At 38.0% G+C, this 15,366-nt stretch carries 16 protein-coding genes; 1 reads left to right on the forward strand and 15 read right to left on the reverse strand.

Annotated features, from left to right (window positions below; all coding sequences use genetic code 11):
* Positions 1–2: 2 nt before the first annotated feature.
* The 4 genes from MKY37_RS05415 to MKY37_RS05430 are packed head-to-tail and all read right to left on the reverse strand — an operon-like array spanning position 3 to position 3,586.
* Positions 3–485, reverse strand: a complete 483-nt coding sequence (locus MKY37_RS05415) for a TRAP transporter small permease (RefSeq protein ID WP_340774617.1) — start codon at positions 483–485, stop codon at positions 3–5.
* A gap of 46 nt (positions 486–531) precedes the next feature.
* Positions 532–1,557 carry a C4-dicarboxylate TRAP transporter substrate-binding protein gene (locus MKY37_RS05420; protein ID WP_340774618.1) on the reverse strand — a complete coding sequence of 342 codons (1,026 nt, stop codon included), beginning with the start codon at positions 1,555–1,557 and terminating at the stop codon, positions 532–534.
* Between the two features lie 49 nt (positions 1,558–1,606).
* Complete coding sequence (locus MKY37_RS05425) at positions 1,607–2,563, reverse strand: sugar kinase (protein WP_340774620.1); 957 nt, start codon at positions 2,561–2,563, stop codon at positions 1,607–1,609.
* 18 nt (positions 2,564–2,581) lie between these two features.
* Positions 2,582–3,586 carry a LacI family DNA-binding transcriptional regulator gene (locus MKY37_RS05430; RefSeq protein ID WP_340774622.1) on the reverse strand — a complete coding sequence of 335 codons (1,005 nt, stop codon included), beginning with the start codon at positions 3,584–3,586 and terminating at the stop codon, positions 2,582–2,584.
* Positions 3,587–4,164: 578 nt separating this feature from the next.
* Between MKY37_RS05430 and MKY37_RS05435 the strand changes: the two genes are divergently transcribed.
* The gene (locus MKY37_RS05435; protein ID WP_340774624.1) at positions 4,165–4,296 is read left to right on the forward strand and encodes a hypothetical protein; all 132 of its coding nucleotides are present in this window, start codon (positions 4,165–4,167) and stop codon (positions 4,294–4,296) included.
* 247 nt (positions 4,297–4,543) lie between these two features.
* Here MKY37_RS05435 and MKY37_RS05440 read toward each other — a convergent pair whose 3' ends face one another.
* From MKY37_RS05440 to MKY37_RS05490, 11 genes are all read right to left on the reverse strand, one after another.
* On the reverse strand, positions 4,544–5,164 hold the full coding sequence (locus MKY37_RS05440; protein ID WP_340774626.1) for an HAD family hydrolase: 621 nt from the start codon (positions 5,162–5,164) through the stop codon (positions 4,544–4,546).
* A 71-nt stretch (positions 5,165–5,235) separates the two neighbouring features.
* The gene (locus tag MKY37_RS05445) at positions 5,236–5,880 is read right to left on the reverse strand and encodes a bifunctional 2-keto-4-hydroxyglutarate aldolase/2-keto-3-deoxy-6-phosphogluconate aldolase (RefSeq protein ID WP_340774627.1); all 645 of its coding nucleotides are present in this window, start codon (positions 5,878–5,880) and stop codon (positions 5,236–5,238) included.
* 15 nt (positions 5,881–5,895) lie between these two features.
* On the reverse strand, positions 5,896–6,471 hold the full coding sequence (locus tag MKY37_RS05450) for a glucose-6-phosphate isomerase (protein WP_340774629.1): 576 nt from the start codon (positions 6,469–6,471) through the stop codon (positions 5,896–5,898).
* 29 nt (positions 6,472–6,500) lie between these two features.
* Entirely contained in the window at positions 6,501–7,442 is a 942-nt protein-coding gene (locus MKY37_RS05455; protein WP_340774631.1) for a shikimate dehydrogenase family protein, read from the reverse strand.
* A gap of 17 nt (positions 7,443–7,459) precedes the next feature.
* The gene (locus MKY37_RS05460; protein WP_340774633.1) at positions 7,460–8,422 is read right to left on the reverse strand and encodes a phosphotriesterase family protein; all 963 of its coding nucleotides are present in this window, start codon (positions 8,420–8,422) and stop codon (positions 7,460–7,462) included.
* An 11-nt stretch (positions 8,423–8,433) separates the two neighbouring features.
* The gene (locus MKY37_RS05465) at positions 8,434–9,372 is read right to left on the reverse strand and encodes a phosphoglycerate dehydrogenase (protein ID WP_340774635.1); all 939 of its coding nucleotides are present in this window, start codon (positions 9,370–9,372) and stop codon (positions 8,434–8,436) included.
* A 156-nt stretch (positions 9,373–9,528) separates the two neighbouring features.
* Positions 9,529–10,548 carry a zinc-dependent alcohol dehydrogenase gene (locus MKY37_RS05470; protein WP_340779847.1) on the reverse strand — a complete coding sequence of 340 codons (1,020 nt, stop codon included), beginning with the start codon at positions 10,546–10,548 and terminating at the stop codon, positions 9,529–9,531.
* Positions 10,549–10,571: 23 nt separating this feature from the next.
* Complete coding sequence (locus MKY37_RS05475; RefSeq protein ID WP_340774638.1) at positions 10,572–11,603, reverse strand: zinc-dependent alcohol dehydrogenase; 1,032 nt, start codon at positions 11,601–11,603, stop codon at positions 10,572–10,574.
* Positions 11,604–11,631: 28 nt separating this feature from the next.
* The gene (locus MKY37_RS05480; RefSeq protein ID WP_340774639.1) at positions 11,632–12,591 is read right to left on the reverse strand and encodes an ABC transporter permease; all 960 of its coding nucleotides are present in this window, start codon (positions 12,589–12,591) and stop codon (positions 11,632–11,634) included.
* A gap of 5 nt (positions 12,592–12,596) precedes the next feature.
* Positions 12,597–14,078: a sugar ABC transporter ATP-binding protein gene (locus MKY37_RS05485; protein ID WP_340774642.1), complete on the reverse strand. Its 1,482-nt coding sequence runs from the start codon at positions 14,076–14,078 to the stop codon at positions 12,597–12,599.
* A gap of 118 nt (positions 14,079–14,196) precedes the next feature.
* Positions 14,197–15,270: a substrate-binding domain-containing protein gene (locus MKY37_RS05490; protein WP_340774644.1), complete on the reverse strand. Its 1,074-nt coding sequence runs from the start codon at positions 15,268–15,270 to the stop codon at positions 14,197–14,199.
* Positions 15,271–15,366 lie beyond the last annotated feature (96 nt).

Raw genomic sequence — 15,366 nt, forward strand, 5'->3', positions numbered from 1 at the left:
TACTATACACTCTCCTTCTGAGTAGATGTTTGTCGGAAAGTTTTTAATAAAACCCTCGAGAATTGATAAGCAGTTAAAAGTCCTCCAAGGGGAACAGCCAAATCGATCCATTGATAGCTTATGCCTAGAACTGGTGTGATTTTAGCTGAAGCTTGAGCCATTAAATCATATCCAAGATAGATAAAACCGTATATCAGCACAAAATAAATGGCTGCAGCTCGAATAATAATTGCACCTAATTTTAGACCTTTTGGTAGTTTTTCTACAAAATAATCAATACCTACATGTCCTCCACGCTTCATAGATGAACTTATACCAATGAAAACAACCCAGACAAATAATCCTAATGTAAGTTCTTCTGCCCAAGCAAAAGGACTTTCTAATATAAATCGATAAAAAACGTTTACAATAGTGATAGTTAAAACACCCGTTAATGCAATTGTGGCAAGAATATCATCGATTTGATTAATCCATTTCTTAATCATATAATGCACCTCCAAATAAAAGCCCTTGTTACAGGGCTCCAGCTTCTTATTTCTTTTCTTCTATTAATTGTTGGATAGTTTCATATAAATTTGGAGTCCAATCTGGGAATGAAGTATATACACTTTTAGCTGCTTCCTTGAAAGGTTTTAAATCTACTTCATGAATCTCTATACCTTCTGCTTCAAATTCTGCTAATACAGTTTCAGACTCTTGGTCAGTAATTGCTTTAGCATACTCTCCTGCTTCGTCTCCTGATTCTTTTAAGATCTTCACTAAATCTTCAGGAAGTGATTCCATAAAGGCTGTTCCAGCAATCCAAGGACTCATGATTTTTGTATGCTCTGTAAGAGATAAGTGTTTTGCTATTTCGTTCATCTTCGAACCTTTCAAAACTGGTAATGGATTCTCAGCACCATCGATTAGACCTTGTTGTAAAGCAGTATATAGGTCTGCCAATGGCATTGGTGTCGGTACTGCACCTAGAGCCTCGAATGATTTGATGTACATCTGATTATTAGGAACTCTAATTTTCATACCTTTTAAATCATTTGGAGTCAATACAGGCTCAGTTGTCATTAGTTGACGTTTACCATAGATAGTATTTGTAGTGACGATATCAATACCTTCTGTGTTTAGTTTCTCAGTTTGTTCTTTAAACCAATCTGTTGTTGTTAAATATAAAAGGTCATCAAAATCTTCCGTTAAATATGGTGCAGTTAAAATCCCTACATCTGGAACATAGTCCATCAAAAAGTCATAACCTGTAAAAATAACTACATTATTTCCCATGATTGCTTGTTCAACTACATCCTTTTCTGAACCTAATTGTGAACTAGGATATAAAACTAATTCTAATTTACCTTCGCTTTTTTCTTCAGCTAGCTCTTTCCATTTTTTTGCAAGTTGATCAATTGGTTCCCCCGGTTGATTACCATATGCAACGTTTATTACTACTTTCTCATCACCTTTTACTTCTCCATCTTTAGAAGAATCTTTTTCAGAACAGGCAGAAACCAATAAAGCTAAAATCGTAAGTAGTGTAAATAATGTCCATTTGTTTAACTTTTTCATTTGTTTAATCCCCTTTGAATAATTTTTTGTATTAACAATTTAATGTTATTTATCTACTGATACTTTCTTTCCCATCAATAAATAACTTTACATCCTCTAAATATGGTAACCCCTCATTATCTCCTAAAACTGTTGTCACCAAAGCACCTACTCCATTTGCAAACTTAAGTGAGTCTGAAGGTGTACATCCTAATAAGTAACTATATACATATCCGACATCAAATCCGTCACCCGCACCGACCGTATCTACTGGGTTCACATTAAAGGCAGGGGCAGTTAACCATATACCATCCCGATATAGCCGTGAACCATTGCCACCATCTTTAATAACTAGGTGTTGGATATTATGATGATTTGCGAAGTTTACTAGTTCTTCCTCAGAGTCTGTACCGAGAATCATTCGTATTTCCTCTAAACCTGTTAAAAGGATGTCAACGTATGGGAAAACTTTTTCAAATGTTGTAACCGCTTTCTCAATCGTCCAAAGTTTTAATCGAATATTTGGATCAAATGCAACTGGAATATTACGTTTTTTTGCTAATTTCAATAAATGTTCTGCAATTTCAAGATTCTTTTCATCAATTGCTAAATATACTCCAGATAAATGAATTAAATTTACACCTTCTAGTAACTCTTCATGGATGTCGTCTTTACTAAGCGTTAGAATAGGAGAATCATATCTATAATAAAATGTTTTCCCAGCTCCAGATTCCTGTATCTCTTTGAAGTTCACTGAAGTAGGACATCCATTAACAAATTGAACCTCCGAAACATCTACACCTTCTCCGCGGGCAAAATTATAAATAACCCGACCAAATTCATCATTTCCTAAGCGACTTATCCACTTAGACTTTAAGCCTAAGCGAGCGCAGCCAACCGCGAAATTAAGTTCAGCTCCTCCCACTTTTCTTTCAAATTGAGTAACATATCTTAGCGGACCTGTTGTAATCGGATTCATTGTAATCATTGCATCTCCGATAGTTAAAACTTGTAATTCAGATGACATGTGACATTCTCCTTGTAACTATATGGATTGACGCTCGATGAGAGTCGGTACATACCTGATAATTTCATACGATTCTTCTAATACGTTTTCTTTTAATAATTTAAGTAGCTGTTTTGCTGCATCTTTACCCATCTCAAATGTAGGTTGCTTGATAACAGTAATTGGTGGTGAAGATATCTCTAAAAATGGAGAATCATCTATAGAGACAATGCTTACATCTTCTGGAACTTTAATATCAGTTTCTTTTATGAATCTCAGCAGTTCAATGAGTGATAAATCATTTGAAGCAAAAAATGCTTTTGGTCGCTCTTCAGATGCCCAAATATTATCCAGTCTTTCACGAATCTTTGAACGATCTTCTGCAATTAGCCAGTTTTCATTCGGTTTTATACCTCGTTCAATTAGAGCTTCTCTGAAACCCTGCAACCGCTCTACCCGTGGTGTAACATTTTGGATAATCGAGGTAGTGATAATTGACATTTCATTTCTTGATGCTTTTAAGATAATTTCCACAGCCATTGAAGAAGCTTCTTTGTTATCTAGTAATAGCGTTGGATACATTGGTTCCTGTATTTTCCTATCAACGAATACAATCGGGAAATTTGCTTGTTTAAGTTTTATATATAAATCCATATTTCCATTTGTCGGAAATATTATTAAGCCATCTACTTGTTTAGCTACTAGCATCTCGATATAATCTCTTTCCTTTTTCGGATCGTCATCAGCATTACAGACAAAAAGGTGAAAGTTATTCGTTTCACATTCATCCTCAATAGCGCGAATAATCTCTGTTGAAAAAGTGTGAAGAATATTTGCTACAATAACACCAATCGTAGAAGATTTCTTTTGTTTAAGACTCTTAGCAACAAAGTTTGGAATATAACCAAGTTCTGCAATTGCCTCGCGAATTCTAATCTGTGTTGTCTCCGCCATATATTCGAATCGATTATTAATATATTGAGAAACAGTACTTTTAGAAACCCCTGCCTTCTGTGCAACATCAACCATTGTTACTTTATTCATTTCCATGCCCCTTCTTACCAAATTCACTAAACCGGTTTAGTAAATCGGTTTAGGTAAAGTATAAAAGAAAGCCTTTTCAAAATCAATACATTTTTTAGAATATTTAACCTAAAAAATAATTTCTTTTATTGTATGACATTTCCAACCTATCATAATAAAACTTGTTCAAATCATATAATATCCAATAATTACAAAAAATGATGAATAGTATAAATACCTCTATTTGAACCACTCAAAAAGATTAATTTAGTTGTTTAAATTTTAAATTGAGTGTGTTAATAACTAGTAACACTACTTCAGTTTTTGATTATTTTAAATAGATTTCAGTATAGGATATTCCCAAGTTATTATGTTTTGGTTGGAGTTTACGTGGTGGTTAGAGTAATTTAAGTGGTAGTTGGAACCGGTTATGTGGTGGTTAATCCAAGTTATGTGGTAGTTGGGAGTTTATGTGATGGTTAGAGTAATTTAAGTGGTGGTTGGAACTGGTTATGTGGTGGTTAATCGAAGTTATGTGGTGGTTAATCGAAGTTATGTGGTGGTTAATCGAAGTTATGTGATAGTTGGGAGTTTATGTGGTGGTTAGAGTAATTTATGTGGTAGTTGGAACTGGTTATGTGGTGGTTAATAGAAGTTATGTGGTAGTTAGGAGTTTATGTGGTGGTTGGAGTAATTTATGTGGTAGTTGGAACCGCTTATGTGGTGGTTAATCGAAGTTATGTGGTAGTTTAGAGTTTATGGAGTGGTTTATGTGGTAGTTGCAAACTATTATGTGGTATTCGGAACTGGTTATGTGGTGGTTAATCAAAGTTATATGGCGGATAATTTCTAAAGATTTTTAGATAACTTTCTAAAGCAAAAAAAGCCGCTAGAAGTGATTGAATCACCTCTAACAGCTTGAACTATTTCATTCTGGCTACGGCAGTTCAATAGTTGCTAAGAATTCTTTGAAACATTTTAAAGGAACAGATCTATTAAATCAAAAGGCTTTTGGATTAAGTATTCATAGCTGTCTGGATTGCCAAAGCCGTAATTAGCAAATACAAATGGAACACCGGCAAATTTGGCTGCATCACAGTCACCTTGTGTATCACCCACGTACACTGCGGATGAGACATTATTGCGTTCCATCAGTAGTTTAATATTTTCTCCTTTAGTTAGACCGGTTCTGCCTGGGTTTTCAAAATCGAGAAAGTATTTTTCAAGTCCATGATACGCATAAAATGATTCAATATACCCTTCCTGGCAATTGCTGACGATGAATAAGCGGTAGCGAGAAGATAATTTTTGAAGTACTTCCTCTAAATCCGGATACAAAACTCCACCTTCACGTCTCAAGTCTACCTGCTCTCTTTCACAGCATTTAAGAATGAGTTCCATTTGTTTAGCTTCATCCAAATAGTCAAATAAGCGGGCAGCGATGTCTTTGACTTGTAGTCCCATAGTTTTTTTCAGGTCATCCTCAGTAACTTCACCCCGACCATACTTTACTTCTTGAACAACTTTGGACCAGGATTTGGATACTGTTCTTCTAGAATCCCAGAGTGTTCCATCGAGATCAAAAATGATGCTGTCCATAATGCATTTACCTCCCACTTGAAAAGAAAGACACGAAATCCTCTGATTAAGAATTCGTGTCTTTTCAGTTTTTATTTTTGGCGTGCCTGTTGGATTTGTTCTATAAAGCGTTTAGCTGTTTCTGTAATTTGTTCGTAACCGTCTACTTCCGGCTTACCGATTAGACTTCCACCAGCACCGACTGCCACTGCTCCAGCACTAATCCACTCACTAACATTGTCCACACTGACACCGCCTGTAGGCATAAGATTAGCTTGAGGAATCGGTCCTTTTATCGCTTTGATTACTTTAGGTCCCATTAGTTCCCCAGGAAAAACTTTCAAAATATCTGCGCCGCTTTCCAACGCTTTCACAACGCCTTCAATTGTCATAACACCGGGCATATATGGTATTTGATATCGATTGCAAAGAGTCGCTGTAGCTTCACTGAAATAAGGGCTTACCACATATTGAGATCCTGCCAAAATGGCTATGCGAGCAGTTTCAGCGTCTAGTACTGTACCGGCACCGATGAGGATGTCCTCTTTGAACTCTTCTGCTAATTCTCGGATGACTTCTGTAGCTCCAGGAATTGTATAAGTAATTTCTATTGCAGAAACACCACCCTTCAAAGCAGCTTCCGTAATTCTTTTAGCCTGTTCTGTATTATCAGCCCGTACAACCGCAACAAGTCCAGAGTCTGTTATTTTGGAGATTACTTGATGCTTCATCAACATATCCTTTTCAGCTCCTTAAGCCCATTTTGGGTTATCTATGACTTCCGTATTACCATCTTTTTCTACAACTAGTTTACGATATCCTTTTGTTTCAATTGTTCCATAGTCATGACCTGCATCTGCACGGAAAGAAAAGAAAGTGACTAGAGGTTGATCTCCTGTGTTGATGCTTCTATGAGCGTAACGAGGCGGTACATATACCGCTTGACCTGGTGCAAATTTTTCAATTTGCCAGTCGCCTTCTGGATTTTCCATTAGCATATAACCATTGCCGCTTAGACAGTAATATACTTCACCTGTTTCTAAAATCGTATGGAAATGACCTTTCGTCATGTAATATTCATTACCCACTTTACCTGGATACACAATGCTTGTACCAAACAAGATGTCACCTTCTGTTTGAGGTACTTCAAGCTCATAGAATTCATAGATAAGCGGATCATTTTCTTTAGCAACTTTTTCGTCAAAAGCCTGTTCATCGTAGTACATCCCTTTCATGCGGGATAATTGTCTCTTCGTTGATTCTCTTGTAGTTGACAGTCCTGTGGCTAAGTTAAAATCGATATTTAATGCTTTTACTGGTTCTATCATTTAAATGTCCCTCTTTCTACTAATAATTATTATGATTGATTTGAAATTTCTTCAATCTGCTGGAATGTTTCTCCTTCAATCGGAAGATGGAACACTTCTGCGATGACCTGAGTCCAACCGTGCAAGAAGTAAATCCAGCCATCTTCCACTTGAAGCTGGCTTCTTTCCTCTTGAGCAATTGCTTGATGCATAAAATCTCGATCTCCACGATAGTTAAGCTCCCAGACAAAGCTGCTAGAAGGAAACTGTGCAGAATCGGACAGTGGTGATCCAGGTCTGTCTTTCCCAAGTCCAGTCGCATTAATGATGAGTGAGTTGTCTGCTAAGGATTGAAGTAGCCCATCATTTTCTTCAACACTTGAAATGAGATGATATTCTACATTCGCATCCTGATTAACTTCAGTTAAAATATGCATAATCTCTTCTAGCCGTTTTTCGTTCATGTCAGTAATGACCAGCCGTTTCGGTATTTCTTCACCTTTTTCACGGTTCATTAAATAAGAAGAAATCGCAATCGCGCTTCCACCAGCACCGAGAAGTAGTGTCTCACCTTCGTTATTGCTCCAATAGTTTTTTGGTATAAACCGTTCAAGTGCCATTCCGCTACTGATTGGATCCTTAGCATGTCCACGAAGTTTGCCGTCCTTTTTAGAGATACAAGACAGTTCTCCAAACATTTTTGCATAGGGGTCCATTTCATCAAATAAGTCTTTGGCTGCCTCATACAAATCAATTTTATGTGTAGTTACAAGAGCACCAAGAGAATGTTCATCGTTTTTAATAAATTCTACAACTTTCCGGTAATCAGAAGGATCTGCATGAATCTCCAAATCAATTCCTTTGAGAACAGCATTAGGAAATCCAAGTATCTTTGCCCATTTCGGAAATAACGTCATGATAGACGATTTTGTCGTTGTTACACCTATAAAATACATTGTTGGGACTGTTGCCTGTTCAGGTAGTTGTACCATGCAATTATCACCCTTTCTTATCGTTTTGCAAAAGCTTTGGCGGGGTTGCACACTAGCATTTTTTGTATGATTTTTTCTGTCACACCTGCTTGTTTCAGCATGGGTATGAAATGAGCTAATAGATGATCCATGCCAAAACTTCCACCATCGTAAAATTTCATACGCTTTCTTGTTGTATCAAGGCTAAGCAGAATTTGATCCTCATGACCAGCATCAAGAAGACGAAGGATTAGTTCTACCTCTTCTTCATCAGAATGATAATGGAAGCGGCCAATTGTATCGAGTTCCAAAAACACACCAGTAGAAGCTACATGAAGCATATAGTCCGCATTTTCCATTTTCCTATCGAGATGACATATGATTAACCTGTAGGCGGGAACCCCTAGACTTTCGTATAATGAAATTTGTTCAAGTGCGTGATAACCAAGTTCGGTATGACTCATTATAGGTGAACCAGTAGCGACTGCAGCTTTTGCAGCAGAGCGGAACAATTCAAAATATCTTCCTGCTGTACCCTGCATATCAGCGGCTGTCTTGATCAATCCCGCACGCGCAGGAAGTTGCTCCGACGGCCAACTGTCCTCTCCATCTGCGAACATGCCCACTGTCAATTCTTTTATAAAAAGTTCAGCGAGTTGCTCTGAGTCTTTTGTGTGAATCCAGTGATCTTCAGGGTAAAAGGATAGTTTATGAAACCCAGTAGAAGCAAGAATATTTAGGCCAGTTTGTTCAGCTACTTTAGCAAGCCACCGAGCATGACGTCCTGATCCCACAGGCTGGGCATCTATTATAGTCTGTACACCGAGAAGTTGGATTTCCTTCAGTTCCTGCATTGTCTGTTCAAAATCATCAATACGAAGTGCCGGATCTTGCTTCGCAGGCTGTCCAGCCTTGATAAATAAATGTTCATGAGCATGTGTGATACCCATTTCTTCTTGACTGATATCACCACTTACAGTAGTGACTATACGTTCTCTCATTTGGATCACTCCTATGCATTCAGCATTTCGAGGAGGTTACGTGTTGAAACGACAGCCATCCGTTCTATAGCTTCATTTGTATATGCACCAATATGTGGTGTAAGTATAAAATTAGGTAGTTGCACGAGTGAATCTCCTTTAGAAGGTGGCTCTTGTGAATAGACATCCTGTGCTGCAACTGCAATCGAACCATTATTTAGTGCCTCAAAAAGGGCTTTTTCGTCAACAAGTTCTCCACGTGCTGTATTGATTAAAATTGCGCTTGGTTTCATCTGCTTCAATATATTTTCGTTAATGAGATGTGTGGTATCTTCAGTAACCGGCAGATGAAGAGTGAGGATATCGGCCTGTCTTACAGCATCTAAAAGTTCCACTGTTCTTGTGACTCCGTATGTATCTAGAAACTCTTGATCATTAAAATATGGATCATAAATTGTAACGTTCATTTCTAGACCACGTGCCCGCTTAGCCACTTCTTTACCAATCTGACCTCCACCGAAGATCGATAAATTCTTGTTTGTCAGTTCCGTACCAATCGTGCGCTCCCAGCTGAACTTCTTTACTTCATTAATCGTAGAAGAAAGTCTACGGCTAGATTCGAACATTAGACCGATAGCAAGTTCAGCAACTGAGATGTTATTCGTGCCGATTGCATTTCTTACTGAAATACCCATTTCTTTTGCTTTTCCTAAATGGATATTATCCATCCCTACCCCATATTTCGAAATAGCCTTCAACCCTTTGAACGCTTCAAGAACTTGAGTAGAAAGTGGATCAACACCGACAATTATTCCAATAATGTCGTCAGTAGCAAGTTCAAGTAACTGATCCTCTGAAAAGGTTTTTCCTGTCGTATTTTCAATTATTTCATAGCCTGCTGCCTGCAACATTTCAAAAGGCTTCTGCTTATACTTTTGGAATGATTTTGGAGTGACAAGTATTTTTGCCATCAATTTTCCCTCCAACTCTCTGTTTGTGTGTATAACATTACTATGTCACTACATTAGTAGTTACAATTAAATACTTCGTCGCATCCTCATCTAGAAATACTTCTAGATAAGGATGTAATGAAAGGAAAGCACCTAGTACATTAGTGGCACTCCTTCTTAGTTCATGTCTATCATAACCTTCATCACTTTGTCTTTGTTGACTTCGATAATTTCGTAAGCTTTTAAATAATCTTCAAATGGGAATCTATCTGTAATTAGTTCAGTCAGTTTGACCTTGCCTTGAAGGATCAGTTCAACCGCTTGGTCGAAATCAATAGATTGGTACATAGCACTTCCGAGTATAGTAAGCTCATGATCTTGCACATACCCCATATTCACTTTAGTAAGATCAGATACAACACCTACCACGACAACTGTACTTCCTTTGCGTGCTACTTCAATTGCTTGTGCAACTGTAAAGCTCGAACCAACGCATTCAAATATGACATCTGATTTTGCCTCTCCGAATTGACGCAGGATACCCTCGTCTAACTGCTCCTCATTGCTATTAATCGTTTCAATACCACATCTTTCAGCCATCTGAAGTCTAGTCGTACTCAACTCTGCTATAACCACTTTTTTAGCTCCCAGTGCTTTTGCAGTCTGAGCAACTAAGTTTCCGATTGGTCCTCCGCCAATGACGAGCACATTTTTCTCTTCAACAGAAGGAACACGTTTAACCGCATGTACAGCTACTGCAAGTGGCTCAATCATAGCACCTTCATCCCAGCCAATTGAGTCTGGGAGAATAGTTAGCTTATCTTCATCTACAACGAAATAGTCGGAGGCCATTCCAGTTGTTTGGAAGCCCATAACCTTTAGTTCCTCACAAACATGATACATCCCATTTTGACATGGGAAGCACGCACCACAAACTACTTGAGGTTGAACAGTAACTTTCTCGCCTTTTTTTACTTCTGTAACTTCTGAACCCAATTCCACGACTTCACCAGAAACTTCATGTCCTTGCACTACCGGGAAAGTTGTGTAGGGGTGTTTACCATGAAATACATGAATGTCAGATCCACATACACCAATTCTTTGCATTTTCAGTTTTACTTGTTTTGGACCGATTTCTGGCACGTCTACTTCCTGGAAAATAATTTTTGCCGGTTCTGTCATTAAGGCTTGTTTCATTTTCAACTGTAGTCCCTCATTTCTCAATAAGTGATAATGATTTTCTTATTTGTCTTGCCTGTAAGGTAATCTTCGAACGCTTCCGTAATCCGTTCAAAGGGATAAGTAGCAAAAATAAAATCCGAGAGTACAATCTTTCCTTCCTCTACCCACTGGATGATTTGTTCGTGACAAGCACCTTCTTCTTCTTTCCTAGGCATCTGCTGAAAATTAATATTCCAATTATAAGGAGCATCTTCTAGATTAAGTTTCAAAGCAGTCGATTTAGGTACCCCGTAGCAGAGCACTTCACCACGGTCTTTTAGTAGTGACAGTCCTTCGTTGATTATTGCTTCAGACCCAACAGCATCCAAAACAAAGTCTACTCCCTGGGAATTCCTCTTTAGCAATTGTGTCTTCACCGAACCTACAGAACTATCGATTACGACTTCAGCGCCGAACTTACTAAGTAGCTTTCCTTTTTCCTCACTTCTGACAACTGCAGTGATATTCTCTATTCCGAGCAACCGCATTAGTTTAACAAACGTAATGGCTACCGTCCCACTGCCATAGACTACTATCGATTGTCCTTTCTGAATCCCAAAGTGCTGAATCGCACTATACACTTCCCGCAATGTAACTAAAACAGGTGCCTCTTTTACTGAAATCCATGAAGGTAATTTCTTTTGGGCATATGCTGTTTCAGGAATCTCTTCGATAGATTTATAGCTTTGAACATCATCTACAACTCCATATTCACTAAATGCTCCCCAGCCTGAGCTAAATGGATTGTTGCCAGCAATTGCTGGAGTAAATGGAAGCATAACTATATCGCCTATTTGAAAACTTGTAACTTCAGAACCGATTTTTACTACTTCCCCGACTGCCTCATGACCAAGCATCATTGGGTAATCAGATATATGAAATCCTTTAAAAGACTGTTCGATAATCGTTGCATCAGTACCACAAATTCCACAGGCAAGTGTTTTTACAAGTGCCTGTTTCGATGTAATTTCTGGAACTGGGACTTCTTCAATAGAAAATTGGTTCGAGCTGTGTACTACAAATGTCTTCATTGAAGTCTCTCCTTTTTAATAGAGATGTTTAAACTGTTCGTTCTTTTTTACTCGTAGCAATCTGAAGTAGCACTGCCGCAATAATAATAGCCCCTTTAATAATGTCTTGTGGATAAGAAGGAACAGCCATTAGATTCATGATATTCCCTATTAATCCAAGAATCAGTGCACCTGCAACGGTATTAAGAACAAAACCGCGTCCCCCCATAAGACTAGCACCACCGATTACTACTGCTGCAATAGCATCCAGTTCCTGACCCATACCTACAGTCGCACTTCCTGTTGAAGAACGAGCAGCTATGAATACACCAGCAAGTGCAGCAAGTGCACCCGAAATCGCGTAAGTAGACATTACGTATAGCTTTGTACGGACACCAGCTAGTTTTACAGCAGTCTCGTTACTTCCGATTGCAACAATCTTACGACCAAATCCTGTATAACGCTGGACGATTGTGAAAATAATAATAAGAAGAACTGTAATGAAAATAATTGGGTACATTAAATCTTTGCTAACTAGTAAATCAATTGTGTTCGATTCAACACGAACCGGTCGCCCCTCAGTAATAACAAATGCGACACCTCGGGCAATCGTCATTGTTGCCAATGTAGCGACGAATCCTTGAATGCCTGTATAAGCAACTAAGAACCCTGAAAATATCCCAAATAGCAGGCCAACTAAAACGGCAATACCAATTGAAACTGAAAAGTGTAATCCGATATCAGTTATTAATAGTGCAGAAACAGTTGCTCCAAGTGCCATCAAGGAACCGACGGACAAGTCTATGCCACCAGCCAAAATGACATACAGAAGTCCAATTGCTACTAAAATTGGACCAGCCTGTTGAAGAAGAATGTTGCGCAAATTCATCGGTGTTAAGAAAGTGTCTGATAACATAGCACTGATAATAATCAGCAGTAGAAGAATCAAAAATGTATTGTTGTTAATAATAAACTCTTTCCAATTGAATTTCTTTGCAGAAGATGACATGAGTTTTAAACCCCCATTGCTAGTTTAATTAAGTTATTTTCTGTGAGCTCTTCCTTTTTGACTTCTCCCTTGATTTCACCTTCACGCATGACAAGTGCACGGTCACACATTCCGATAATTTCGGACATCTCTGAAGAAACAATAATTATAGCTACACCCTTATCCGCGAGATCATTGATGATTTTATAAATTTCAGTTTTAGCTCCGACATCCACGCCTCGTGTTGGCTCATCAAGGATAATAAGCTTTGTATCGATTGCAAGCCATTTGGCAAGTGCCACCTTTTGCTGGTTACCTCCGCTTAGACTATCGGCTGGATCTTCAGTAGAACCATATTTTGTTGAAATACGAGCCAATAATTGCAGGACATCATCTTTTTCCTGACGATGTGAAATCCAACCGTTTGTTTGTTTTGAAACCATTGTGGTGTTTATCCGGATAGACTGACTTAACAGTAAACCTTGTTTTTTTCGATCTTCGGGTAATAATCCAATACCTAGTTTAATAGCTTGTTTCGGATTTTTGATATCTATTTCTTTGCCAAGATAATAGGTCAAACCCGACTCTTTCCTGTCAGCACCAAAAATAGCTCTCATAATTTCTGTTCTTCCGGAACCTACAAGCCCACTGAACCCTACTACTTCACCGGCACGAACTGAGAACGAGGCATTTTTCACATGATTACCTACATTAAGTTTCTCGACTCTGAGGACTTCTTCTCTAATTTCTGCATGACGTTCAGGGAAAAGCGTTGAGATTTCACGACCTACCATCATGGTGACAAGTTGATCTTTTGTTATAGAATTCGTATCAACAGTGCCTACATACTTACCGTCTTTTAATACAGTAATTCGGTCGCTTATAGCGAAAAGTTCTTCCAAACGATGTGATATGTATACAATTGTTACACCAGAATCTTTCAGTCTGACAATTAGTTCTAATAACTTTTGAGTTTCGGAATGAGTAAGTACTGCTGTTGGTTCGTCGAAAACTAGAACTTTCGAATTTTTTGCAAGACATTTACAGATTTCAACGATTTGCTGATAAGCAACACTCAGTTCCCCCACTTTTTGATTTGGATCGATGTGGCCAAAACCAATTTTTTCGAGTTCCTGTTTCGCATTCTTTCGAAGTTTTTTCCAGTTGATAAATAATCCGCCACTGCTTAACTTATCAATATATATATTTTCAGCTACTGATAAATCTGGTGCTAACATGAATTCTTGGTAAATGACAGAAACGCCGAGATCAATCATTGCCTTTGGACTTGAAACCGTAGCCTCTTTTCCATCGATAATGATATTCCCACCGTCCTTTTCATAAGCTCCTGCAAGGATTTTCATTAATGTCGATTTTCCGGCGCCATTTTCACCAATAAGTGCGTGAATTTCGCCTTTTTTGACTTTCATATGCACATCTTCTAGCGCCTTAACGCCTCCAAAGTGCTTTGAAATATGGTTCATTTCAACAATATAGTTTGAAGCCACAATGAGTCCCCCTTTCAAATCGTCGCTCAAATTAATATGAAAATATTTCTTTTATGTATAAGAATCCTCCCAAAAAAAGAGGAGGATTCTTAGATAAGCTGTGTTACCTTATAACTAATTAGAATCCGAAATCGTAATAATCATCTACATTATCTTTTGTAACTGCTGCTGGTTCAGTTAATGTTACTTCTTCGTAGCTTTCAGGATCTTTTCCATCAACAATAATTTCTTTTGCGATTTCAACTCCAAGTTTTGCAACTTTATATGGACTATTTTCTCCTGTTGCAAAGTATTGACCTTCTTTGATAAGATCATATGCTTCAAGTGCTCCATCAGCCGCTGCTACAATATCTACGTTGTCAATTCCTGCATTTTTTAGGGCAGTCATTGCACCTAATAACATTTGATCATTTTCTCCAAGTACAGTTGTCAGGTTTGGATTTGCAGTGATTAAATCTTCTGCCGCTACAAGACCATCTTCACGAGTCCATGCACCCCAACCTTGTCCAACTACAGAGAATTTAGCTTCTGCATTAGAAGCTTTACCTGATGATGCAAGTTGAGAATCTAATTCATCTGCTAGTTTCCAAGCTTCATCTTCAGAAACACCTAATTTACCTTCTAAAATGCCTGCGAATAATCCTGTACGACGCTCTGTTCCTGCAACGTTTCCTTTTGCACCACTAAGTGTAATTGATACGATTTCTTCGTCACCCATTTTTTCTGCATAAGCAAGACCAACCAAACGACCATTTTGCTTATTATCAGAATAAACAGTTGTAATATCATCAGCATCTTCATTAACACCGCTGTCTAGGTTAATAACACCAATGCCTGCTTCAGCAGCTTTATTGATGGCTGGAACTACTGCATCTGGTTCAACTGCATCCAGGAAAATCATGTCCATTCCTTGAGCAATAAATGTTTCCATATTCTCTGCTTCTTTTGTTGTGTCCCCATTTGCATCTAAAACTGTTATTTTCCATCCTTCAGCTTCCGCATACTCTTCTACTGCATCTACAAGTGAAACAAAATAAGGTGAATCCTGTGTTTTAATGGCAAAACCGACTTTAATCTGTTCATCTCCTCCACCAGATTTTCCATTTGCTTCATTTGAATCAGAACTACATGCTGCAACTACTAACATCATCAGAAGTAGAGTTGTAAAAAGAAATAATTTATTTGCTTTCAATGCTGTTTCCCCCTATAAATTATTTGTTAATTACATAACTGCATAGTAATGTCATTACAATACAATGTTGTAATATGCTTATACTATACAACTTAT

It is taken from the genome of Psychrobacillus sp. FSL K6-2836 (assembly GCF_038003085.1).
Lineage (GTDB): Bacteria > Bacillota > Bacilli > Bacillales_A > Planococcaceae > Psychrobacillus.

Bases quoted from the DNA above. Each gene is read 5' to 3' on its own strand.
- MKY37_RS05450 (WP_340774629.1), bottom strand. From the start codon at position 6,471: ATGATAGAACCAGTAAAAGCATTAAATATCGATTTTAACTTAGCCACA.
- MKY37_RS05415 (WP_340774617.1), bottom strand. From the start codon at position 485: ATGATTAAGAAATGGATTAATCAAATCGATGATATTCTTGCCACAATT.
- MKY37_RS05445 (WP_340774627.1), bottom strand. From the start codon at position 5,880: ATGTTGATGAAGCATCAAGTAATCTCCAAAATAACAGACTCTGGACTT.
- MKY37_RS05455 (WP_340774631.1), bottom strand. From the start codon at position 7,442: ATGGTACAACTACCTGAACAGGCAACAGTCCCAACAATGTATTTTATA.
- MKY37_RS05465 (WP_340774635.1), bottom strand. From the start codon at position 9,372: ATGGCAAAAATACTTGTCACTCCAAAATCATTCCAAAAGTATAAGCAG.
- MKY37_RS05430 (WP_340774622.1), bottom strand. From the start codon at position 3,586: ATGAATAAAGTAACAATGGTTGATGTTGCACAGAAGGCAGGGGTTTCT.
- MKY37_RS05480 (WP_340774639.1), bottom strand. From the start codon at position 12,591: ATGTCATCTTCTGCAAAGAAATTCAATTGGAAAGAGTTTATTATTAAC.
- MKY37_RS05460 (WP_340774633.1), bottom strand. From the start codon at position 8,422: ATGAGAGAACGTATAGTCACTACTGTAAGTGGTGATATCAGTCAAGAA.
- MKY37_RS05470 (WP_340779847.1), bottom strand. From the start codon at position 10,548: ATGAAACAAGCCTTAATGACAGAACCGGCAAAAATTATTTTCCAGGAA.
- MKY37_RS05475 (WP_340774638.1), bottom strand. From the start codon at position 11,603: ATGAAGACATTTGTAGTACACAGCTCGAACCAATTTTCTATTGAAGAA.
- MKY37_RS05425 (WP_340774620.1), bottom strand. From the start codon at position 2,563: ATGTCATCTGAATTACAAGTTTTAACTATCGGAGATGCAATGATTACA.
- MKY37_RS05440 (WP_340774626.1), bottom strand. From the start codon at position 5,164: ATGGACAGCATCATTTTTGATCTCGATGGAACACTCTGGGATTCTAGA.
- MKY37_RS05420 (WP_340774618.1), bottom strand. From the start codon at position 1,557: ATGAAAAAGTTAAACAAATGGACATTATTTACACTACTTACGATTTTA.